Source organism: Xanthomonas sp. WHRI 10204 (genome assembly GCF_040202875.1).
Lineage (GTDB): Bacteria > Pseudomonadota > Gammaproteobacteria > Xanthomonadales > Xanthomonadaceae > Xanthomonas.
This window is the reverse complement of record NZ_JBEGDW010000001.1, coordinates 923,887-942,667: the sequence shown is the minus strand read 5'-3', so window position 1 is coordinate 942,667 and position 18,781 is coordinate 923,887. Positions and strand designations below refer to the sequence as shown.

12 protein-coding genes are annotated in these 18,781 nt (G+C 66.4%); 2 read left to right on the top strand and 10 right to left on the bottom strand.

Translation table 11 applies throughout. The features are described 5' to 3' along the window. Positions 1–46: 46 nt before the first annotated feature. From ABQZ00_RS04080 to pilG, 7 genes are all read right to left on the bottom strand, one after another. The gene (locus ABQZ00_RS04080; protein WP_055849215.1) at positions 47–526 is read right to left on the bottom strand and encodes a chemotaxis protein CheW; all 480 of its coding nucleotides are present in this window, start codon (positions 524–526) and stop codon (positions 47–49) included. A gap of 34 nt (positions 527–560) precedes the next feature. Beyond that, entirely contained in the window at positions 561–1,748 is a 1,188-nt protein-coding gene (locus ABQZ00_RS04075) for a chemotaxis protein CheB (protein ID WP_115528645.1), read from the bottom strand. 7 nt (positions 1,749–1,755) lie between these two features. Next, complete coding sequence (locus ABQZ00_RS04070; RefSeq protein ID WP_323537519.1) at positions 1,756–8,895, bottom strand: Hpt domain-containing protein; 7,140 nt, start codon at positions 8,893–8,895, stop codon at positions 1,756–1,758. Between the two features lie 113 nt (positions 8,896–9,008). After that, positions 9,009–11,045: a methyl-accepting chemotaxis protein gene (locus ABQZ00_RS04065; RefSeq protein WP_055849207.1), complete on the bottom strand. Its 2,037-nt coding sequence runs from the start codon at positions 11,043–11,045 to the stop codon at positions 9,009–9,011. 39 nt (positions 11,046–11,084) lie between these two features. Beyond that, positions 11,085–11,615: a chemotaxis protein CheW gene (locus ABQZ00_RS04060; RefSeq protein WP_046962985.1), complete on the bottom strand. Its 531-nt coding sequence runs from the start codon at positions 11,613–11,615 to the stop codon at positions 11,085–11,087. Then, entirely contained in the window at positions 11,615–11,977 is a 363-nt protein-coding gene (locus tag ABQZ00_RS04055) for a response regulator (RefSeq protein ID WP_006450735.1), read from the bottom strand. Before ABQZ00_RS04055 ends, ABQZ00_RS04060 begins: the two co-directional genes overlap by 1 nt. Positions 11,978–11,994: 17 nt before the next feature. After that, positions 11,995–12,396 carry a twitching motility response regulator PilG gene (gene pilG / locus ABQZ00_RS04050; RefSeq protein WP_005913706.1) on the bottom strand — a complete coding sequence of 134 codons (402 nt, stop codon included), beginning with the start codon at positions 12,394–12,396 and terminating at the stop codon, positions 11,995–11,997. Positions 12,397–12,633: 237 nt separating this feature from the next. Here pilG and gshB point away from each other — a divergent pair, with 237 nt between their 5' ends. Then, the gene (gene gshB / locus ABQZ00_RS04045; RefSeq protein ID WP_323537520.1) at positions 12,634–13,584 is read left to right on the top strand and encodes a glutathione synthase; all 951 of its coding nucleotides are present in this window, start codon (positions 12,634–12,636) and stop codon (positions 13,582–13,584) included. Beyond that, positions 13,581–14,456, top strand: coding sequence for an energy transducer TonB family protein (locus ABQZ00_RS04040; protein ID WP_323537521.1), 876 nt, complete (start codon positions 13,581–13,583; stop codon positions 14,454–14,456). The genes gshB and ABQZ00_RS04040 overlap by 4 nt, the downstream gene beginning before the upstream one ends. A gap of 220 nt (positions 14,457–14,676) precedes the next feature. Here the strand turns inward: ABQZ00_RS04040 and ABQZ00_RS04035 are convergent, their stop codons facing one another. The 3 genes from ABQZ00_RS04035 to yoaA are packed head-to-tail and all read right to left on the bottom strand — an operon-like array spanning position 14,677 to position 18,358. Further along, positions 14,677–15,594, bottom strand: coding sequence for an ADP-ribosylglycohydrolase family protein (locus tag ABQZ00_RS04035; RefSeq protein WP_323537522.1), 918 nt, complete (start codon positions 15,592–15,594; stop codon positions 14,677–14,679). Next, the gene (tsaB, locus tag ABQZ00_RS04030) at positions 15,591–16,316 is read right to left on the bottom strand and encodes a tRNA (adenosine(37)-N6)-threonylcarbamoyltransferase complex dimerization subunit type 1 TsaB (RefSeq protein WP_323537523.1); all 726 of its coding nucleotides are present in this window, start codon (positions 16,314–16,316) and stop codon (positions 15,591–15,593) included. The genes ABQZ00_RS04035 and tsaB overlap by 4 nt, the downstream gene beginning before the upstream one ends. Positions 16,317–16,348: 32 nt before the next feature. After that, complete coding sequence (gene yoaA, locus ABQZ00_RS04025; protein WP_323537524.1) at positions 16,349–18,358, bottom strand: DNA repair helicase YoaA; 2,010 nt, start codon at positions 18,356–18,358, stop codon at positions 16,349–16,351. Positions 18,359–18,781: the final 423 nt, after the last annotated feature.

Here is an 18,781-nt window from a genome sequence, read left to right as displayed (position 1 = left end):
CCGCACACGCCGGTCCGACGGCTGCGGTGTCGCTGTGCCAGCTGCTCTAGGCGGCGGCAGCCGAGGCAAGCGCCTGCGCCACCTGCGACTCGATGGCGTCCAGATTCGGCAGCAGCGCGCTCTGCTCACCGAGCAGCACACGCATGTGCACGCCGTCCGGCAGCGCGTCTTCCGAGGCGTCGGCCAGCAAGCCGTCACGCGGCACCGAGATCAGTTGCGGGAACGAGGCAGTGAGCAATGCGAAGTACGGCAGCACGGGATTGCCGCCCAGCGCCTTCAGCACGATCACCTTGTTATTGACGGCCGTAGGTTCGTCGCCCAAGCCGCTGAGGCGTGCGAACGACAGCAGCGGCACTTTCCAGCCGTACCAGTCGATGCGCCCAACCACCCAGCGCGGCATGTCCGGCAGCGCTTCGACTGCCACGCGCGACATCACCTCGGCCACCGTGGCGTTCGGCAGCAGCACCCGCTCGGTGCCGGCCTGAATCAGGACGCCGCGGATTTCGTCATTGTTGGCGTAGCTCATCGCACCATTCCGAATCTGAGAGGGAGCGCCCGGCTTACGCCGGCCAACGCTGTGCCAACGCCTGCGCCAACTGCGCGGGATCGCCGGTCAAAATGCCTTGTCGTGCCAGGCGCGCCGCAGCGGCCGGGTCGTAGCAACCGTCGGCGGACTGACCGGCCAACCAGCCACCCTGCTCGGCCAAAGCCAGCGATGCATCCACCAGCGTCTCGTTGGCGCCGCTGAGCATCAGCACTGCACTGTCGGTGGCCGGCAGCGCCGCGATCAGCGCAGCAGGATCGCTATGCGCCACGAAGGCCAGTGCACCTGCGTGCTGCTGCAGGCCAATTTCGTCGGACAACACGTAGACCTTGCCCGGCGCGACCACCTGTCCTGGCTCACCCAGCTCGACCGGCAACGCGGAGACGCGCCCCATCTGCCGCACCAGGTTGCCGTACTGGCCGCCATCGAGGGTCATGCGCACCAGTACCGCACGCGGGAAGTTAGGCGGCAGCGCCGCCAGCAGCCGGCGGATCGCATCCGGCCCACCGATGCCTGCCATCACCAGCACCGCACCGGTCACTTCGCCGCTGTGTTCCAGATCCACCAGCGACAAACCGCCGGTCGACAGCGCTGCCACGTCCACTTCGGTACGCGGGCGCACCACCACGGCAACCTCGTCGACCAGACCCCAGGTACTGGAATCGCCCAGCGTCGTACTCGGCTTGTCGGCAGCGGCAGGCGTCTGCGCGTGATCGACAGCGCGCGTAAACATGGCATCGCCCGGCATGCTTTCGAAGGCGTGCGCGGCCGCTTCCAGATGTTGATCGAGTTGCAGGTCCGAATGCTGGCGCGGGGCGAGCGTCAGACCCGGCTCGGGTTGCAGCGAGGGTTCGCTTTCGGTGCCCGGCGGCAACACATCGGCATGGCCGTGCAGCTTGGCGGCCAGATGGCGTACCCAACGCTGCGCTTCCCAGCCCTCGCGGCGCACCGTGAGTTCGGCTTCGTCGAAGATTACCGTCACGCCAGGCATGTTGAAGGCCGGCTCCAACGCTTCCAGCGCGTCTTCGATCGACGGTTCCAGCGAGACCAGCACCGCCACCGGCTCGGCATCGCGCAGCATCTGCACGTCTACCGCCGACGGTTCGTCTTCCAGCACGACCTGCGCCCCGGCCAGGCCGAGTGCTTCGCGCAGACGCTCGCGCGCCTCACCCGGCCGGCCCAGCAGGGCGACCGGAGTTCCCATTGCGCCATTAGTCTCGGACACGAGCGATCCCCAGCAGGTCATACACGTTGCGCATCAGATCCAACTCTTGGTAAGGCTTGCCCAGGTAGCGCTGCACGCCGATCTCGAAGGCGCGCTGGCGATGCTTCTCGCCACTGCGCGAGGTGATCATCACGATCGGCACCGCCTTGAAGCGTGGGTCGGCACGCATCGCGGTGGCCAGCTCGTAGCCGTCCATGCGCGGCATTTCGATATCCAGCAGCATCAGGTCGGGAACGCGCTCTTCGAGCAGCTCCAGTGCCTCGACGCCGTCGCGGGCGGTGGTGACATCCAGGTTGTGGCGTTCCAGCACGCGGCTGGTGACCTTGCGCATGGTCAGCGAGTCGTCGACCACCATCACCAACGGCACCTGGCGCTGCGCCTCGGCCGGGGTTTCCAGCGTCGGACGCGCCGGCTGGCTGAGGTAACGACGTACCAGCGGCGCCACGTCCAGGATCACTACCACGCGGCCATCGCCGGTGATGGTGGCGCCGTAGATACCCGGCACCGACGCGATCTGCAGGCCCACCGGCTTGACCACGATTTCGCGGTTGCCCAGCACCTGATCGATCGCCACTGCCGCGCGCAGATCACCCGCACGCACCAGCAGCAACGGCACCTGCGCCTGACCATCGGCACGTGCAACGGGCTGGCCGACCAGCGAGCCCAGATCGTGCAGCACATACTCCTCGCCGGCGTAGTGGTAACCGCCCTCACCCGACTCGTAACGGATGCGCGAGATGCGGCCGATACCGCTGACCGAGCCCACCGGCACCGCGAACGTCGTCTCGCCGATGCGCACGAACACCGCCTGGGTGACCGCCAACGTCTGCGGCAGGCGCAGCGTAAAGGTGACTCCCTGCCCACGTACCGAGTGGATGTCCACCGAGCCGCCGAGCTGACGCACTTCGTTGCGCACCACGTCCATGCCCACACCACGGCCGGACAACTGACTGACCTGTTCGGAGGTGCTGAAACCGGAGGCGAAGATCAGACCATCGAGTTCGGCCTCGCTGAGCTCCTGGCCCGGTTCGATCAGGCCGCGCTGCTCGCCACGGCGACGGATCGCCTCGCGGTCCAGCCCGGCGCCGTCGTCGGCCACTTCCAGCACGATTTCCGAGCCTTCGCGGCGCAGCCGGATCGCGATATTGCCTTCTTCCGGCTTGCCTGCGTCGCGCCGCTGTTCCGGCGTTTCCAGCCCGTGCGCAACCGAGTTGCGCAGCATGTGTTCCAACGGCGCGACCATGCGGTCGAGCACGTTACGGTCCAGTTCGCCCTGGGTGCCTTCCAGCAGCAGATGCACTTGCTTGCCGGTCTCGCTGGCCGCCTGGCGCACCACACGGCGCAGACGCGGCACCAGGCCATCGAACGGCACCATGCGCGCACGCATCAGGCCGTCCTGCAGCTCGGAGCTGACGCGCGACTGCTGTTGCAGCAAGCCGTCGTACTGACGCGAGAGGTCTTCCAGTACACCTTGCAGACCGCCCAAGTCGGCCGCCGATTCGTTCAGCGCGCGGCTGAGCTGCTGCAAGGTGGAGAAGCGGTCCAGTTCCAGCGGATCGAAAGTGCGATCGCCCTGGTCCTGTTCGCGCTGATAACGCGCCACGATCTGCGCTTCGGTTTCCAGATCCAGGCGCCGCAACTGGTCGCGCAGACGGGCGTTGGTGCGATCCAGTTCGCCCATGGCGCCACGGAATGCACCCAACTGCTGTTCCAGGCGCGACCGATAGATCGCCACTTCGCCGGCGTGGTTGACCAGGCGGTCCAGCAGGTCGGCACGCACGCGCACCTGTTCCTGCTGTGCACGCGGCATCAGCTCTTCTTCGACCTGGCCTTCGACCGGGATCGGCGCCGACAACGGTGCCTGCTCCACCGACGCCTTGGCGATCGCGCGGACATCGGCGTCGCTGGGCGGGGCGGCATCGCGGCCACGGGTGCGGGTTTCGAATGCTTCCACCAGGTCGGTCGGCATCGACACCGCGCGGTGCATGCCGGTGCGGGTCAACAACTGATGCAACCGGTCGAAGCCACGTTCGAACAGACGCACGTCGTCGCGATCGATGTCGGTACGGTTGGCCGCCACCGCTTCGAGCAGCGATTCGATCGCATGACCGAGGTCGCCGATGGCGTTGATGCCGGCCATGCGCGCGCCGCCCTTGAGCGTGTGCAGATCGCGCTGCAGTCCGTTGAGGACCTCGCGGTCTTCCGGCACTTCGCGCATGCGGGCGATCAGACCATCGCAATGGTCCAGCAGGTCGCGGCCTTCTTCGACAAAGATGTCGATCAGCTCGCCATCGAGCCGGTCGAAGTTGAGCGGGCCGATATCGAACGCGGCGCCCACCTCGTTGGTGGCCGTCTCGACCGGCGCGGCGTCTTCCACCGGTGCACTGAAGGCCGCGGCTGCGGTGGTTTCATGCTCGGCGGCTCCGTGCTCGGCGTCTGCGTGCTCGGTGTCGGGTGCGCTCTGGCCTGCAGGCTCGTCGGCGTCGACGTGTTCTGCATGCTCCGGGTGTTCGAGCTGATCGCGCGTTGCGGTCGCGTCGTCATGCTGCGCATCGGCGTCGGCCGTCGCGATCTGGTCATGCGCGATCTGGTCATGCAACTCGGGCGCAATCTCGGACTGCGGATCACCCGACTCCTCGACCTGATCGGCCGCATGCGCCATTTCGAACGCCTGCACCGACTCAATGGTCTGCTCCGACACTGCCTCATCGGCGTGCGCCGTTTCGGCCTGCTGCGCGTCGGCGTGCTCGGCCTCTGCGTGCGCTGCGTCCAAATGCTCGACGTCCGCCTGCGCGGCTTCGTCGGCAGTCTCGGCTGTCAATGCATCGTCGTGCGACAGCTGGTCCGGCTGCGCCTGTTCGATCGCATCCAGCTGCTCGCTCGATTCGCCCTGCGCGTCCGACTGCGACGGTGCGTCGTACGCCGTCAGCGCTTCGGAATGCGCAAGCTGCTCGGCGCCCGCATGGTCTTGCGACCCTGCGTGCTCGTCCGTTTGCGCGGCGTGCTGTTCCTGTTCGCTGACCTGTGCATCGGCGTCGTACGCCTGCAGCGACTCGGCGTGCTCTGCGGCCTGGTCTGCGACGTGCTCGGCGTGCTGATCCTGCGCACCGGCGTCATGCTCGGACGACGCAGCAACGTGGTCGAGGTGGCCCTGATCGGCGGACTGACCCTCCTGATCGGTCGAGACGCTATCCAGCGCCGCGGTTTCCGGGGTCCAGTCCTCGGCGATTGCCGCAGGCGCTTCGTCGGCGACCGGCGCATCGGCGTGCACTGCTTCCAATGCGTCGATGGTTTCGACAGTCGCTTCGTCTGCAACCGTGTCGGTATCGGCCGCTGGCGCTAGCGTCTGCGATTCGCCCAGAGTGGCTTCTGCCTCGGCCAGCTCGTCTACCGCAACGGCATCGTCTGCGTGCGTGCCGTGTTCTGCCACGTCGGACGCAGCAGAAGGCGTTGCATCGGAAGCGACGTCCGCTTCGGTCGCTGCAGCTTCGGCATGGTCTGCAGGCTGCAACGCCTTTTCCGCTGCCTCGGCGTGCTGCAGTTCGGTGGCATCCCAGGCGTCGGCTTCGACCGCCGGCTCATCGGAGGTGTCGTGCGTCTCGGCGGCCTGCAAGGCCGCTTCGTCGTGCTGCGCGGCATCGCCATGCAGCTGTTCGGACTGCTCTGTGTGCGTTACCGCTGCGGCGCCATCGCTGGACGCGGCATCGGACGCGGCATCTGCGGTGTCCTGCTCCAGCGCTGCGACGTGTGCGTCGGTCGCTGCAGGTGCTTGCAGCGATTCGTTTGCCTCGGCCTCGGCCAGCTCGTCCATCGCAATCGGTGCCTCGGCGTGTGCGTCGGCGTCTTGCGGCTGGTCGGACGGATGCGTCGGTGCGGCGGTATCGGCCGGCAGTGCGCTGGAGTCCAGATACTGCGACAGATCTTCCACGCCGGTGAGTTCGACCGCTTCGCTGGCGGCAACTTCATCGCTGGCAGCGTCGAGATCGTCCAGCTCGTCCAGGAACGCCTGCGGCGGCCACTGCGCTTCAGGCAGCGTATCCACCAACGCGCGCAAGCGCTCGGTCAGGGGCGCAAACGATGGAATCAACGGCGCATCGGCGCGCAATGCGGTGACCGTGGTGGCGATCGCTGCGGCCATGGCCGTGATCGCATCGACCCCGTCCTGCGATGGCGTTTGCGACGCCCCCAGCAGACGCTTGACATAACTTTCGGCCGGCGAGGTCACCAAGGTGATTTCCGGCACATCGGTCATCGCGAACGCGCCACTCATGGTGTGCACGGCGCGCAACAATTCTTCGGTTGCCAGTTGCGGCTCGGCCTGGGTGGCCTGCAACCAGGCGTTGACCGTTTCCAGATGGGTGGCGACTTCGGCTTCGAGGATCTCGCGCAGCACGCTGTCCACCGATGCGGGGGTCCCGCCGCTGGCGACAAACGCACCGGCAACCGCAGGAATCGCAGGAATCGCAGCAGTCTCGGCAGCCAACGGCGTGACCGGGGCTGGCACGTAATAGATCTCTTCACCAGCGGCAACCCGCTCGGCGATTGCCTGGATTTCCGGCAGATCGGCACTGATGCGGCCCTGGTCGCGCAGCGCTGCATTGAATTGCGGCAGCACCTCGTAGGCCAGCTCGACCATCGCCACGACCGCCGGGCTGGCCGGGCGCGAGTTGTCGAGCACGCGGTTGAGCATGCTTTCAACCTTCCAACTGAACTCGCCGAGCACATTGGCACCCACCAGACGCCCACTACCCTTCAAGGTGTGGAAGACGCGGCGGATCGGGCGCAGATGTTCCGGGCTATTCGGCGCAGCGCGCCAGACCGGCAGCAATTGCCCAAGGTTGACCAGCTCTTCGTCGAATTCTTCGAGGAAGACATCGCGGATATCGTCGTCGATATCGCTGTCGCCAAAGCCGCCGAAAATGCCGGCATCGGCATCGGCATCGGCATCGGCAGCAACGGCCGGAGCCGGTTCGCTCGCAGCCTGCACCGGCGTGGCGTCGGACGCTGCGTCGCTGCGTGCCGATGCATCCTGCGGACGCTCCACGTCGAATTGCGCGGCGGCCGCGTCGAGCTGCGCCAGGAAGGCAGACGATGCATCGTCCAGTTCGAACTCGCTGACGGTCGCCTGCTGCACACGCGCAGCGGTCTGCTCGGCAGTGGCGTCGGTCGGCGCATCCTGTGCGTCATCCGGCGCGGACTCGACGAACGGATCGTCCAGTTCCTGCGGCGGAGCCGGCGGCGGCGAGAACGCATCGTCGATGCTGATCTGCGCGCGGCGCGCTTCGTTCTCTGCAATGAAGTCCAGCGGCGCGTCGACCTGGTCCGCATCGCCCGGCAGATCGATCTGCTCGATGTGCAGCGGCGTCGTCTCGACCACCGCAGGCGCAACGGCCTGCTCCTGTTCCAGCGCGCTCAGATCCACGGTGTAGCTGACCTGTGCGGCCTCGCTCGGCGCGTGGCTGTCCTGCTCGGCCGACACCGGGTCGAACGCGGACGTGGCGATCGGTGTGGCCTGCTCGGTAGTTTGCAGCTGCCAATCACCCGGCGCGTGCGCACCGTCGTCGGACAGATCCAGCGGCGCAACCGTAAACGGCACGTGCGCCTGCCCGGAGAGGGTTTCTTCCGCGGCCACCGGGTCGAACGAGAACACCGTATCGGTGGCCGCAGCGCCGGTGTCGTGCACCACGCTGGCCGCGAACGGCGTTTCGACCACGGTTTCGTTGGCCCATTCCAGCGACGCGACAGGCGCCGCATCGTTGGCCGCCGCTTCCGGCGTGCCGGCGTGCTGGGTAAGCGACGCAGCGACCGGCTGCGACTCGGCGACGTTGCCCGGCTGGTCGGCACCGACCGGCAATTCGGACGGCTGGCCCGACGGCAGCGGCCAATACCGCAGCGTTTCCAGGCTGTTGCGGGTGATGTCCAGAATCTCTTCGCGGCCGGGACGGCGCTCGCGCAGGGCTTCCAGGTAGTACTCCAGGCTGGCCATCGCGTCGGCCAGCGTATCCAGCTGGCGGCCGCTGGGCACGCGCTGCTTACCGATCAACTCCAGATCGACGTAGCGACGCACACCTTCCAGATAATCGGCGGCCTGCGGCAGTTCGAGGATGCGCAAGGCACCACCGACTTCGCCGAGCAAATGCGGCACATCGGTCAGACGCGCGTGATCCCAATTGGTTTCGATGAAGGCGACGAAATGCTCGCGCGCCGCACCGAAATTGGCGATCGCTTCCTGCGCCAGCACATCCACGGTGCGGCGCACTTCCGCCGAGGTGGCGCTGTTGCCGGCCTCATTGCCGTCGCCGATGTCGGCACCAAGACTGGCGACCTGATCGTCCAGCGACGCATCCACGTACAACAGCGCGCCGGCGATATCCAGCAGCACGCCTTCGTCCATCTGCACTTGGCCATCGACCACGCGCGCCAGCGCATCGCGCTGTTGCACGACGACGTTGCGTGCCACGCCCAGACCCATCATGCCCAGGGTGTCGGCAACGCTGCCGAGGTCCTTGACCTGGGTCTGCAACTCGGCGATGTCGCCGCCGGTGCGCAGGTGCAGGTCCAGCGCGTCTTTCACGCGCAGCAATTCTTCCTTGACCGCACTGCCGACAGTGTCGAGCAGTTCGCGGTTGCGGCCAGACAGGCTGCCGCGCGCGTGATCCAGCTCGGCTTCGGTGGCAACACCGGCCTGCGGGTCGAATGCGAACAGCACGCTCTCGTTGAGACCCGGCTGGCCACGGGTGGCGCGGATTTCATTGAGCAGCGGCAGCAGCACGATGGGAATATCGCGGTGACCGTTCTGCAGACGCTCCAGATAATCGGGCAGCAGCACGGTGCCACGCATCAGCATGGCGCAGGCTTCGTCGCGGTCGGCCACTTCGCCGGCCTGCACGGCCTGGGCGAGCAGCTCGAGCTCCTCGGCCACCATCGCCGGCGCGTACAGCTCGACCATGCGCAAGGTGCCCTGCACCTGGTGCAGGTAACCGGCGCACAGCCGCATCCGACTGGTATCGGACGGTTCTTCGGCGAAGTATTCGATCTCGTTGCGCGCCTGGCGCAACGTTTCGTCCAGCTCCGGCTTGACCCAGCCCAGTGCGGCGTGGCTCATCGCATCGCGAAGCGCACTCATTGCAGCCCCCTGACAACGGCCGGCTCACCGCTTGCGCGGTCACCGGTCACTTCCTGCATCGACGTAATGCGACTACGCGCCATCTGCTGATCCTTTCCCGTTCCGCGTCGTGGTCACGCCGGCAGTTTGAAGTCGGCGACCGAACGGCGCAGATCGGCAGCGAGCTGAGCCAGGTTGCCGATCGAGTCGGCCGTCTGTTCCGCACCCTGCGATGTCTGGCTGGTGATCTGACGGATCACGCCCATGGTCTGTGTGATATCGGTCGCCGCCGCCGACTGCTGGTGTGCGGCGATGGAGATGTTCTTGATGAGGTTGTTCAGTGCGTTGGACACGCGCTCGATTTCGGTCAGCGCGGTACCGGCGTCTTCGGCCAGGCGTGCACCGGACACCACTTCGGAGGTGGTCTGCTCCATCGAGCTGACCGCCTCGTTGGTATCGGCCTGAATGGTCTGCACCAGGCCTTCGATCCGGCGCGTCGCACCGGAGGTGCGTTCGGCCAGGCGTTGCACTTCGTCGGCCACCACGGCGAAACCGCGACCGGCCTCGCCTGCCGAGGCCGCCTGCACCGCGGCGTTGAGCGCCAGGATGTTGGTCTGTTCGGAAATGTCGTTGATCAGTTCCACGATCGAGCCGATTTCCTGGGTCGATTCGCCCAGGCGCTTGATGCGCTTGGAGGTTTCCTGGATCTGGTCGCGAATCTGGTCCATGCCCTGAATCGTTTCGCGCACCACGCCAGCACCTTCGGCGGCGATGACCACCGAGCGCTGCGCCACTTCGGCCGACTCGGTGGAGTTGCGCGACACCTGTTCGATGCTGGCAGCGATTTCGCTGATGCGCTCGGACGCGGTGGTGATCTGGTTGGCCTGCTGGCCGGCGGCTTCGGCCAGCTGCATCGCAGTGGCCTGGGTTTCCTGGGTCGACACAGCCACCTTGGCCGAGGTGTCGTTGATGGTGGTCACCAGGTGACGCAGTTCGTCCACGGCGTAGTTGATGGCGTCTGCGATGGCGCCGGTCATGTCTTCGGTCACCGAGGCCTTGACGGTCAGATCGCCTTCACCGAGCGAGCTGATTTCGTCCAGCAACCGCATAATCGCCTGCTGGTTGCGGCTGTTGAATTCCACCTGTGCCTGGTAGCGCACGTCCTGCTCGCGGGTCCGTACGCGCACCGAGCTCCACACGAAACCGACGATGGCCAGCAACGCGATCAGGCCCGAGACCACACCCAGCCAGAAGTTCGGAAACAGGCGCGTATCGCGCACCGAACCGAAGGCGGAAAACGCATCGAATAGTTTCTTGCTGTCGTCCAGCATCTTGCTCGAACCGGCGGTCAGCGCGGCGGCCGACGACTGCGCGGCGAACAGGTTGCGCGAGCTGGCGAGGATGGCGTCGATGTCCTTCTTCATCGTCGTCCACTGCGCCTGCGACTGCTCCAGCGCCGACAACGCGGCCGGGTTGCGCACCGCGGCGATGCCCATTTCTTCGTTACCTGCGCGCAGGCCTTCCAGCATCTGCGTGAACACCACCGAGTCGCGTGCCAGCGCGTCGCCCGAGGCGGCGGCATTGGCGCCACCGGCGCGCATTTCGGTCACCCGACGCGCCATGGTGCCGGCAACCACGACCTGCTGCAGCGTGTTGTAGATCTGCGATGCGGGTGCGCCGCTGACCGTCATCGCGCGCACCACTTCATTCAACTGCGCCTGCAGCTGCGGCACGTTGCCGGAAAAGCGTTCGGCGTTGCCGGCCAGACCGAGCACCGCCGGTTCGCTGGCGATGACCTGGTCGGCGTTCTTGCTGAGCGGCACCCAGGTCGCCTTGAGCTGCGCCATCGAACTGGCCACCGAGCCTTCCTGGCCGTAACGGCCATCCAGTTCGCTCACCGTGCTGTCGATGCGGCCCTTGGTTTCCTTGAAGGCCGCAAACGCCTTGGCATCGCCGGACACCGCTTCGCGGCCCTGGTTTGCCAGCTGCTGCGAGAGCACCTGCAAGTCGGCCGCGCCGGTGCCGGCACCGGCAAGACGACTGCCTTGCCAGGTCGCGACGCCGGTATTGGCGCCAAACACGATCATCGACAACACCAGCAAGCCAAGCCAGAAGCTGGTGCTGACGCTGCCGAGCTTGTTGGTCTTGCGGGCGTCCGGGGCGGTACTCATGGTTCGACCTCGATCTGTATGACGTGGCGGGGTCGCGGCTTAGGCCGCGGCCTGCCGGAATTCAGGAGTGCGCGACAGCAACGCCAGGGAGAACACACCCCAGTCCTGCGTCTCGTTGCGGAAGGCACGGTCGATAAAGTGCGCGTAGCGGCCCTGGGCCAACTCGCCGGGCTCGACCGCCTGTGACTGTTCGAAGCTGCGTTGCCCGTACAGCTCATCGATGGTCAGCGCGACGTCGCCGCCGCTCTGACGCATGATCAGCACACGCTGGCCTTCCTGCAGCACCGTGCGACGGCCCTCCAGGAACTGCTTCAGATCGATCACCGGAAACAGATTGCCGCGCAGGTTGCCCACGCCCAGCAACCAGGGCTGCCCGCCGGGCACCGGCGTCACCGGCGGCATCGGCACGATTTCCGCCACTTCGCGGAAATCCGACACCAGTCGCCGGGTACCGACCCGGTAGCCGACACCACGCCAGATATCGACCGAGAACTGGCGTTCCGGCAGCGGCGTGGCATGCGCAAGACTACGACGCTCGTAGTCTTCAAGAATATCGAATGGAGAACGCATCAACGCACCAGTTGTTTGATGCGTGCGATCAGATCGTCTTCGCGCGGCGGCTTGACGATGTAGTCGCTGGCACCTTGTCGCAAACCCCAGGCCTTGTCGGTTTCCATGCCCTTGGTGCTGACCAGCAGCACGGGGATGTCCTTGGTGGCCTGGTCGCGTGCAAGTGCACGCGTTGCCTGGAAGCCGCTCATGCCGGGCAGCACCACATCCATCAACACCAAATCGGGCGCCTGGCTGCGAATCAGCTCAAGTCCCGCTTCGGCGTTGTCGGTGGCGACAACCGTATGGCCAGCTTTTTCCAGCCATTGACTGAAGACTGCCCGATCGGTGGGCGAGTCCTCGATCAATATAATTCGAGCCATGTTGCCTTTCCCCCTGGTCAGGCGTGGACGTACGTGCGGATCGCGCTCAGTAGTTCTTCACGGGTGAATGGCTTGGTCAGATATTGCTCGGAGCCGACGATGCGGCCGCGTGCCTTGTCGAACAGGCCATCCTTGGAAGACAACATGATCACCGGCGTCGATTTGAAGAGCTGGTTGCCCTTGATCAACGCACACGTCTGGTACCCATCCAGGCGCGGCATCATGATGTCGACGAAAATGATCTGAGGTTGCTGGTCCGCAATTTTGGCCAGTGCCTCGAAACCATCCGTCGCTGTCACTACTTCACAACCTTCCCGCTTCAGCAGCGTTTCGGCGGTGCGGCGAATGGTCTTCGAATCATCGATCACCATCACCTTCAGTCCTGCGAGTTCCCCACCCGCAGCAATGTTTTCACTCATGCAAATATCCCCGGACGCGCAACGCTTCATCCCTTCCGACGTCGCTACGAAACTGCATGTATATCCCAAGACCCGCATTGACTGTCAAGGGCGCATTGCCGGGCCCCCGCCAGGCGGACGTTCCGACCGCGTCTGGGTGCGTCCGGACCGGCAAGTCGCGCATTTGCGACCCGCCAGACACGCCATCGCCCACCGCTTGAAGTTACCATCGGCAGCTTGTTCGAAAGGTTTAGCCCCATGTTGCTCGACGTCGTTGTGGTGATGGATCCCATCGCCTCCATCAAGATCGCCAAAGACACCACCTTCGCCATGCTGCTGGAAGCCCAGCGCCGTGGTCATCGCCTGCATTATGTGCGCCCGGGCGGGCTCAGCCTGCGCGAGGGCCGCGCGGTGGCGCAGGTCGCGCCACTGAGCGTGCGTGACGACAAGGCCGGCTGGTTCACCCTGGGCGAGTTCGCCGAACTGGCATTCGGCCCCGGCCAGGTGGTGCTGATGCGCAAGGATCCGCCGGTGGATGCCGAGTTCGTCTACGACACCCAGGTGTTGAGCGTAGCGCAGCGCGCCGGCGCGCAGATCGTCAACGACCCGCAGGGCCTGCGCGACTACAACGAGAAGCTGGCGGCGCTGCTGTTTCCGCAGTGCTGCCCGCCGACCCTGGTCAGCCGCGATGCGGCGGCGCTGAAAGCCTTCGTGCTGGAGCATGGACAGGCGGTGCTCAAGCCGCTGGACGGCATGGGCGGGCGTTCGATCTTCCGCAGCGGCACCGGCGACCCCAATCTCAATGTGATCCTGGAGACGCTGACCGACGGCAACCGCAAGCTGACCCTGGCGCAGCGTTTCATCCCCGACATCACCGCCGGCGACAAGCGCATCCTGCTGGTGGATGGCGAGCCGGTGGACTACTGCCTGGCGCGGATTCCGCAGGGCGATGAATTCCGCGGCAATCTGGCCGCCGGTGGGCGTGGCGAAGGCCGGCCGTTGTCCGAGCGCGACCGCTGGATCGCCGCGCAGGTCGGCCCGGAAATGCGTCGACGCGGCATGCGCTTTGTCGGCCTGGACGTGATCGGCGATTACCTGACCGAGGTCAACGTCACCAGCCCCACCTGCGTGCGCGAGTTGGACGCGCAGTTCGGCCTGAACATCGCCGGGCTGCTGTTCGACGCGATCGAGGCCGGCGCCGCGCAATGAGCACGGCCGCGGCGCAGCCTGCTGCGATGGATGAGCGCCAGCGCCTGAGTGCGATGCTGGTGATCTCGCTGTTGCTGCACGCCGCGCTGATCCTGGGCGTGGGTTTTACGATCAGCGAAGACGCGCCACTGGTACCGACGCTGGATGTGATCTTCAGCCAGACCAGCACGCCGTTGACGCCCAAGCAGGCCGACTTCCTGGCCCAGGCCAACCAGCAGGGCGGCGGCAACCACGACACCGCCCAGCGCCCGCGCGACAGCCAGCCTGGCGTGGTGCCGCAGGACCGCACCGGGCTTGCCCCACAGGCGCAGCGCGCGACCAGCGTGCAGGCCCCGGAGCCGACCCAGACCCGCGTGGTGAGCAGCCGTCGCGGCGAGCAGACGGTGCCGACGCCACAACCCAATCCGCAGACCGACCCGCTCACCCCGGCCGATGCGCAACGCGTGCAGCGCGATGCGGAAATGGCCCGACTTGCGGCGGAAGTGCATCTGCGCTCGGAGCAATACGCCAAGCGCCCGAACCGCAAGTTCGTGTCAGCCAGCACCCGCGAATACGCTTACGCCAATTATCTACGCGCCTGGGTGGATCGCGCCGAGCGCGTGGGCAATCTGAATTATCCGGACGAGGCGCGTCGGCGCCGACTGGGCGGCAAGGTGGTCATCAGCGTGGGCGTACGCCGCGACGGCAGCGTGGAAAGCAGCCGCGTCCTGATCTCCAGCGGCGTGCCGGCGCTGGACGATGCCGCGCTGCGCGTGGTGCAGCTGGCCCAACCCTTCCCACCCCTGCCCAGGACCAAGGACGACGTGGACATTCTGGAAGTCACGCGCACCTGGTTGTTCCTGCCCGGCGGCGAGCTGCACGACGACCGCTGAAAGTGCGGTGGGGCGCGACCGATCTGCGCGGGCCATGCGAGGTGTTGCGGTTCGGGCAAGACGCGGATTTTACCCTTGGGCTGGTGCAGCGTATCTCCAGGCGGGTGCGACCTGCAGGCCGGCGCGCTCGCCTTGCCCGCGTTGATGGAGCGGAGCATTGACAACGATCGCAGCCGGCTGCGGCCGCAAGCGTGTTCAGCCAAGGGGTCGCCCGCGTAAGTCAGGCCACCTGCGCCGCGGCATGCAACTGGTCGGCCAATGCCACAATCTCGGCAGCATCCTGTACCCGCTCGCGCCAGGCCGCCGGAATGCCGTCGACGCCGTAGAACGCGCCGGCCAGCTGGCCGCAGATCGCAGCGGTGGTGTCGGCATCGTCGCCCAGATTGGCTGCGCGTAGCACCGCATCGGCGAACGTCTCGGTGGTGGCGAAGCACCAGAGCGCGGCCGACAGCGAATCGACCACATAGCCGGTGCCACGGATCTGCGCCGCGGGCACGGACGCGTGGTCGCGCGCGGCCAATGCGCGCACTGCCGGCGTCACCAGGGTGTCGCACTGCGTCTGCAGCACTGTCTTACGATCGCCACCGAGCAGCGCAGCACGCAGCTGCAACGCGAACAATCGGCAGGCATCCAGCGCTTCGGCGGCGGCATGCGTGGTGCGCGAGCTGTCGGCGGCACGCGCGCCCAATTCGTCGGGGCGATGCGCGTAATACATCGGCACCGGCGCCAGCCGCATCAACGCGCCGTTACCGGCCGTGCGCGGATCCTCGCTGCCGCTGAAGGCCGGGCCGCCATCCAGATACCGCTCCAGCGCCTGCCGCACGGTGCCGCCAATATCGAAACAGGTGCCGGTGCTGCTGAGGTAACCGTGCTGGTACCAGTTGCAGTAGCGATTCATCTGATCGGCGGCATCGAATCCTTGCCGATACAGCAGGCTGTGCGCCAGGCATAGGGCCATCGAGGTGTCATCGGTCCATTGCCCGGCACGCAGCGCGAACGGGCCACCGCCGCGCATGTCGTCGATCGGGGTAAAGCTGCCGGGCGCGCAAAATTCCAGCGTGGTGCCAAGCGCATCGCCGACCGCCAGACCCAGCAGACAGCCGCGAAACCGCGCGCGCTCGAGATCGCCGCGTGTCATGGCGCGGCTGACGCTGCGGCTGCCTTCGCTGCACGTGCGGCCTGTTGCTCGACCAGCGTCAGTGCGACGTTATCGCGCAGATAGGCCGGTTCCACGCGTTCCGGCGCCACGCCTTCGCCGCGCTGCAACGCCGGTACCGCCAGCGTGAGCAGGTCGGCGGCGTGCGGCAAGGCGCTGGCATCGACGCTGCTCAACTGCGTTGCGAAACGCCGCTGCAGCAGACCATCGGCGGCAGCGAACCCGGTGCCCACTCCGGCGAAGCGGTGCAGTGTTTCGGGCACGACCAGCGTATCGGGCGTGCAAACCACTTCCGGCGCCAGCTCCAAAAACCCATTGCCATGACGCGCGAAGACGCCGGCATACACCTCGCCCATGCGCGCATCGATGCAGGCCAGCACATGCGTGGCATCGGCAGGCGCACGCAGCGCCAGTACCTGCAGCGTGGAGACCGCAAGCACCGGTCGATCCAGACCCAATGCAATGCCCTGCGCGATGCCGATGCCCAGGCGCACGCCGGTAAACGCACCAGGCCCACGACTGACCACAATCGCATCGAGCTGACGCCGCGTGATGCCGGCTTCGGCCAGCAACTGCTCGGCCCACGGCAACGCCAGTTCCGCATGGCGACGTGGCGCCAGTTCGAAACGCTCGATGACGCGCCCGTCTACGGACAGCGCGACGGAACAGGCTTCGGTAGAGGTTTCGAATGCGAGAACGTTCATGGCAGGACCGCAGCAGGAAGTAAGGAGAAAGATCAGCCGTCGCCGAACGGCAACGTCGGCACGCCATTGTCGCCCAGCGGCGCGGAGACGCCAAAAAACGCCCGCACATCGGCAATCTCGCGCGTGCGTGCAAACGGAGGCAGCGACTTCATGAAAGTGCGTCCGTAGCTCTTGTTCACCAATCGCGGGTCGCACAGCACCAGCACACCGCGGTCGGTCTCACTGCGAATCAGCCGCCCAACACCCTGCTTGAGCGCGATGACCGCCTGCGGCAATTGCTCGTCGCGAAACGGGTTGCCGCCCTCGCGGCGAATCGCATCCAGGCGCGCTTCGAACACGGGGTCGTCGGGCGCGGCAAACGGCAGTTTGTCGATCACCACCACGCTCAATGCATCGCCGACCACGTCTACGCCCTCGCGGAAACTGGCCGACCCCAGCAGCACGCCGTTGCCGGAATCGCGAAAGCGCTGCAGCAGCGTGGCGCGCGGCGCTTCGCCCTGTACGAACAACGGCCACGGCGCACCACGCAATGCTTCGGCCGCTTCGCGCAGCGCGCGGTGCGAGGCGAACAACAAGAACGCGCGGCCGTTGGAGGCGTCCAGCACCGGGGTCAACGCGGCGATCAAGGCGGTACCGAAACCGCGCGCGGCCGGATCGGGCAGATTCGGTGGCAGGTAGCACAACGCCTGACGTTCCCAGTCGAAGGGACTGGGCTGCAGCAAGGTCACCGGGTCGCTCAAGCCCAATCGCAGCGCGATGTGGTCGAACTCGCCGCCCACCGCCAGGGTGGCCGAGGTGAACACCCAGGCTGCCTGCGATTTTTCGCGGTGCTCGCGCAGCGGCCCGGACACGTCCAGCGGCGTGCGCTGGCAGCGGAATCCACGCGGACTGAGCTCATACCAGAGCACATCGTTGTCGACGGCCTGTTCCGGCAGATCCTGGGCAAAATCCGCCACCGGCACGTCTTCGCCCAGCCAGCGCGACAAGCGGTTCAGCGCTTCCTGCGCACGTGCGGTGCAGCCATCGAATCCCGGTGAGGCCTCGCGCAACGGCAGCAGCGATTCGCCCAAACGCGCCAATGCCGACAGCACCGCATCGAACCCTTCGCGCACCTGCGGTTTGGCCAGTGCACGCCATTGCGTACCGCGCGGCGGCAGGCCTTCCATGCCGGCGCGCAGGCCGCGCAAGGCCTCGTCCAGGGCGAGGATCGGCTCTTGCAGACTGGCCTGCGCACCGGCGACCAGACGCGCTTCGACCATGCAATCGCGCGCCAGCTCCTGCCACGGCCGCATGCCGAAACTTTCGCCGAAGAAATTGGCCGCCAGCTCCGGCAGCTGGTGCGCTTCGTCGATGACAAAGGCCTGCGCGCCCGGCAGGATCTCGCCGAAGCCTTCCTGCTTGAGCGCCAGATCGGCCAGCAGCAGATGGTGATTGACCACCACCAGATCGGCGGCCTGCGCACGCTGGCGCGCCTGCACCACGAAGCACTCGCTGTAGAACGGGCACTCGGTGCCGAGGCAGTTGTCGACGGTGGAGGTCACCATCGGCAGCAGCGGCGAATCGTCCGGCAAGGCTTCCATCTCGGCCATGTCGCCGTACTGGGTGCGTCCGCTCCAGGCCACGATGCGCTGGAATTGCGACACTTGCTCGGGCGTGGCAAAGCGCGGCTCGCCACGCGCCTGCTGGGTGCGGTATTTGCACAGGTAATTGGCGCGGCCTTTCAACAGCGCACTGCGCAACCCGATGCCCAACGCGGCGCGCACGCGCGGCAGATCGCGATGGAATAGCTGATCCTGCAGCGCACGGGTGCCGGTCGAGACGATGGTCTTGAGCCCGGACAGCAATGCCGGCACCAGATACGCATAGGTCTTGCCGGTGCCGGTGCCGGCCTCGGCCAGCAGCACGTCGCGCTGTTCGAATGCCTCGGCGATGGCGCCGGTCAGGCGCAACTGCGCATCGCGCGGCGCAAACGCATCGAGCTGACGCGCAAGCGCCCCGCCCTCGCTGAGCGCGTCGATGCTGGCAGTGGCAAGTTGGGACATGAGACCGACGGATGCGGAAGAAGAAGCACGACAGCCTAGCGCGTGCGCGGTGATGCTGCCTGGATCGGGTCTGCAGCAGTCGGTAAACACTTCATCGCGGTAAGGCGACTGCGGCAGACGTGAGAGGGGGATGCGTCGATTCTACGGCTGCGTTGTGCCATGCGCGGCTGATGCCGATTGCCAGCGAGGATCAAGCACCTTCGATGCAGTTGGCGCGCGCTATTCGCTGCGTCATCCGTGCGGCCAAATGCGCTGTTGCGTTCTTGTCGCTACAGATGCCCTGCTCCATCCGGACACAGATTGCATCCCGATCGGCGATGTAAACGTCGTCACCCAGCGGCTTGGTTGGCATGCATCCGCGACTTGCAGACAACAAGGCAGATTGCCCGTGACACGCGCGTGGTCACACATCACCCAGAAGCG

Excerpts from the sequence above, each read along its gene's own strand:
- ABQZ00_RS04080 (WP_055849215.1), bottom strand. The coding sequence starts at position 526 with ATGAGCTACGCCAACAATGACGAAATCCGCGGCGTCCTGATTCAGGCC.
- ABQZ00_RS04075 (WP_115528645.1), bottom strand. The coding sequence starts at position 1,748 with ATGGGAACTCCGGTCGCCCTGCTGGGCCGGCCGGGTGAGGCGCGCGAG.
- ABQZ00_RS04070 (WP_323537519.1), bottom strand. The coding sequence starts at position 8,895 with ATGAGTGCGCTTCGCGATGCGATGAGCCACGCCGCACTGGGCTGGGTC.
- ABQZ00_RS04065 (WP_055849207.1), bottom strand. The coding sequence starts at position 11,045 with ATGAGTACCGCCCCGGACGCCCGCAAGACCAACAAGCTCGGCAGCGTC.
- ABQZ00_RS04060 (WP_046962985.1), bottom strand. The coding sequence starts at position 11,615 with ATGCGTTCTCCATTCGATATTCTTGAAGACTACGAGCGTCGTAGTCTT.
- ABQZ00_RS04055 (WP_006450735.1), bottom strand. The coding sequence starts at position 11,977 with ATGGCTCGAATTATATTGATCGAGGACTCGCCCACCGATCGGGCAGTC.
- pilG (WP_005913706.1), bottom strand. The coding sequence starts at position 12,396 with ATGAGTGAAAACATTGCTGCGGGTGGGGAACTCGCAGGACTGAAGGTG.
- gshB (WP_323537520.1), top strand. The coding sequence starts at position 12,634 with ATGTTGCTCGACGTCGTTGTGGTGATGGATCCCATCGCCTCCATCAAG.
- ABQZ00_RS04040 (WP_323537521.1), top strand. The coding sequence starts at position 13,581 with ATGAGCACGGCCGCGGCGCAGCCTGCTGCGATGGATGAGCGCCAGCGC.
- ABQZ00_RS04035 (WP_323537522.1), bottom strand. The coding sequence starts at position 15,594 with ATGACACGCGGCGATCTCGAGCGCGCGCGGTTTCGCGGCTGTCTGCTG.
- tsaB (WP_323537523.1), bottom strand. The coding sequence starts at position 16,316 with ATGAACGTTCTCGCATTCGAAACCTCTACCGAAGCCTGTTCCGTCGCG.
- yoaA (WP_323537524.1), bottom strand. The coding sequence starts at position 18,358 with ATGTCCCAACTTGCCACTGCCAGCATCGACGCGCTCAGCGAGGGCGGG.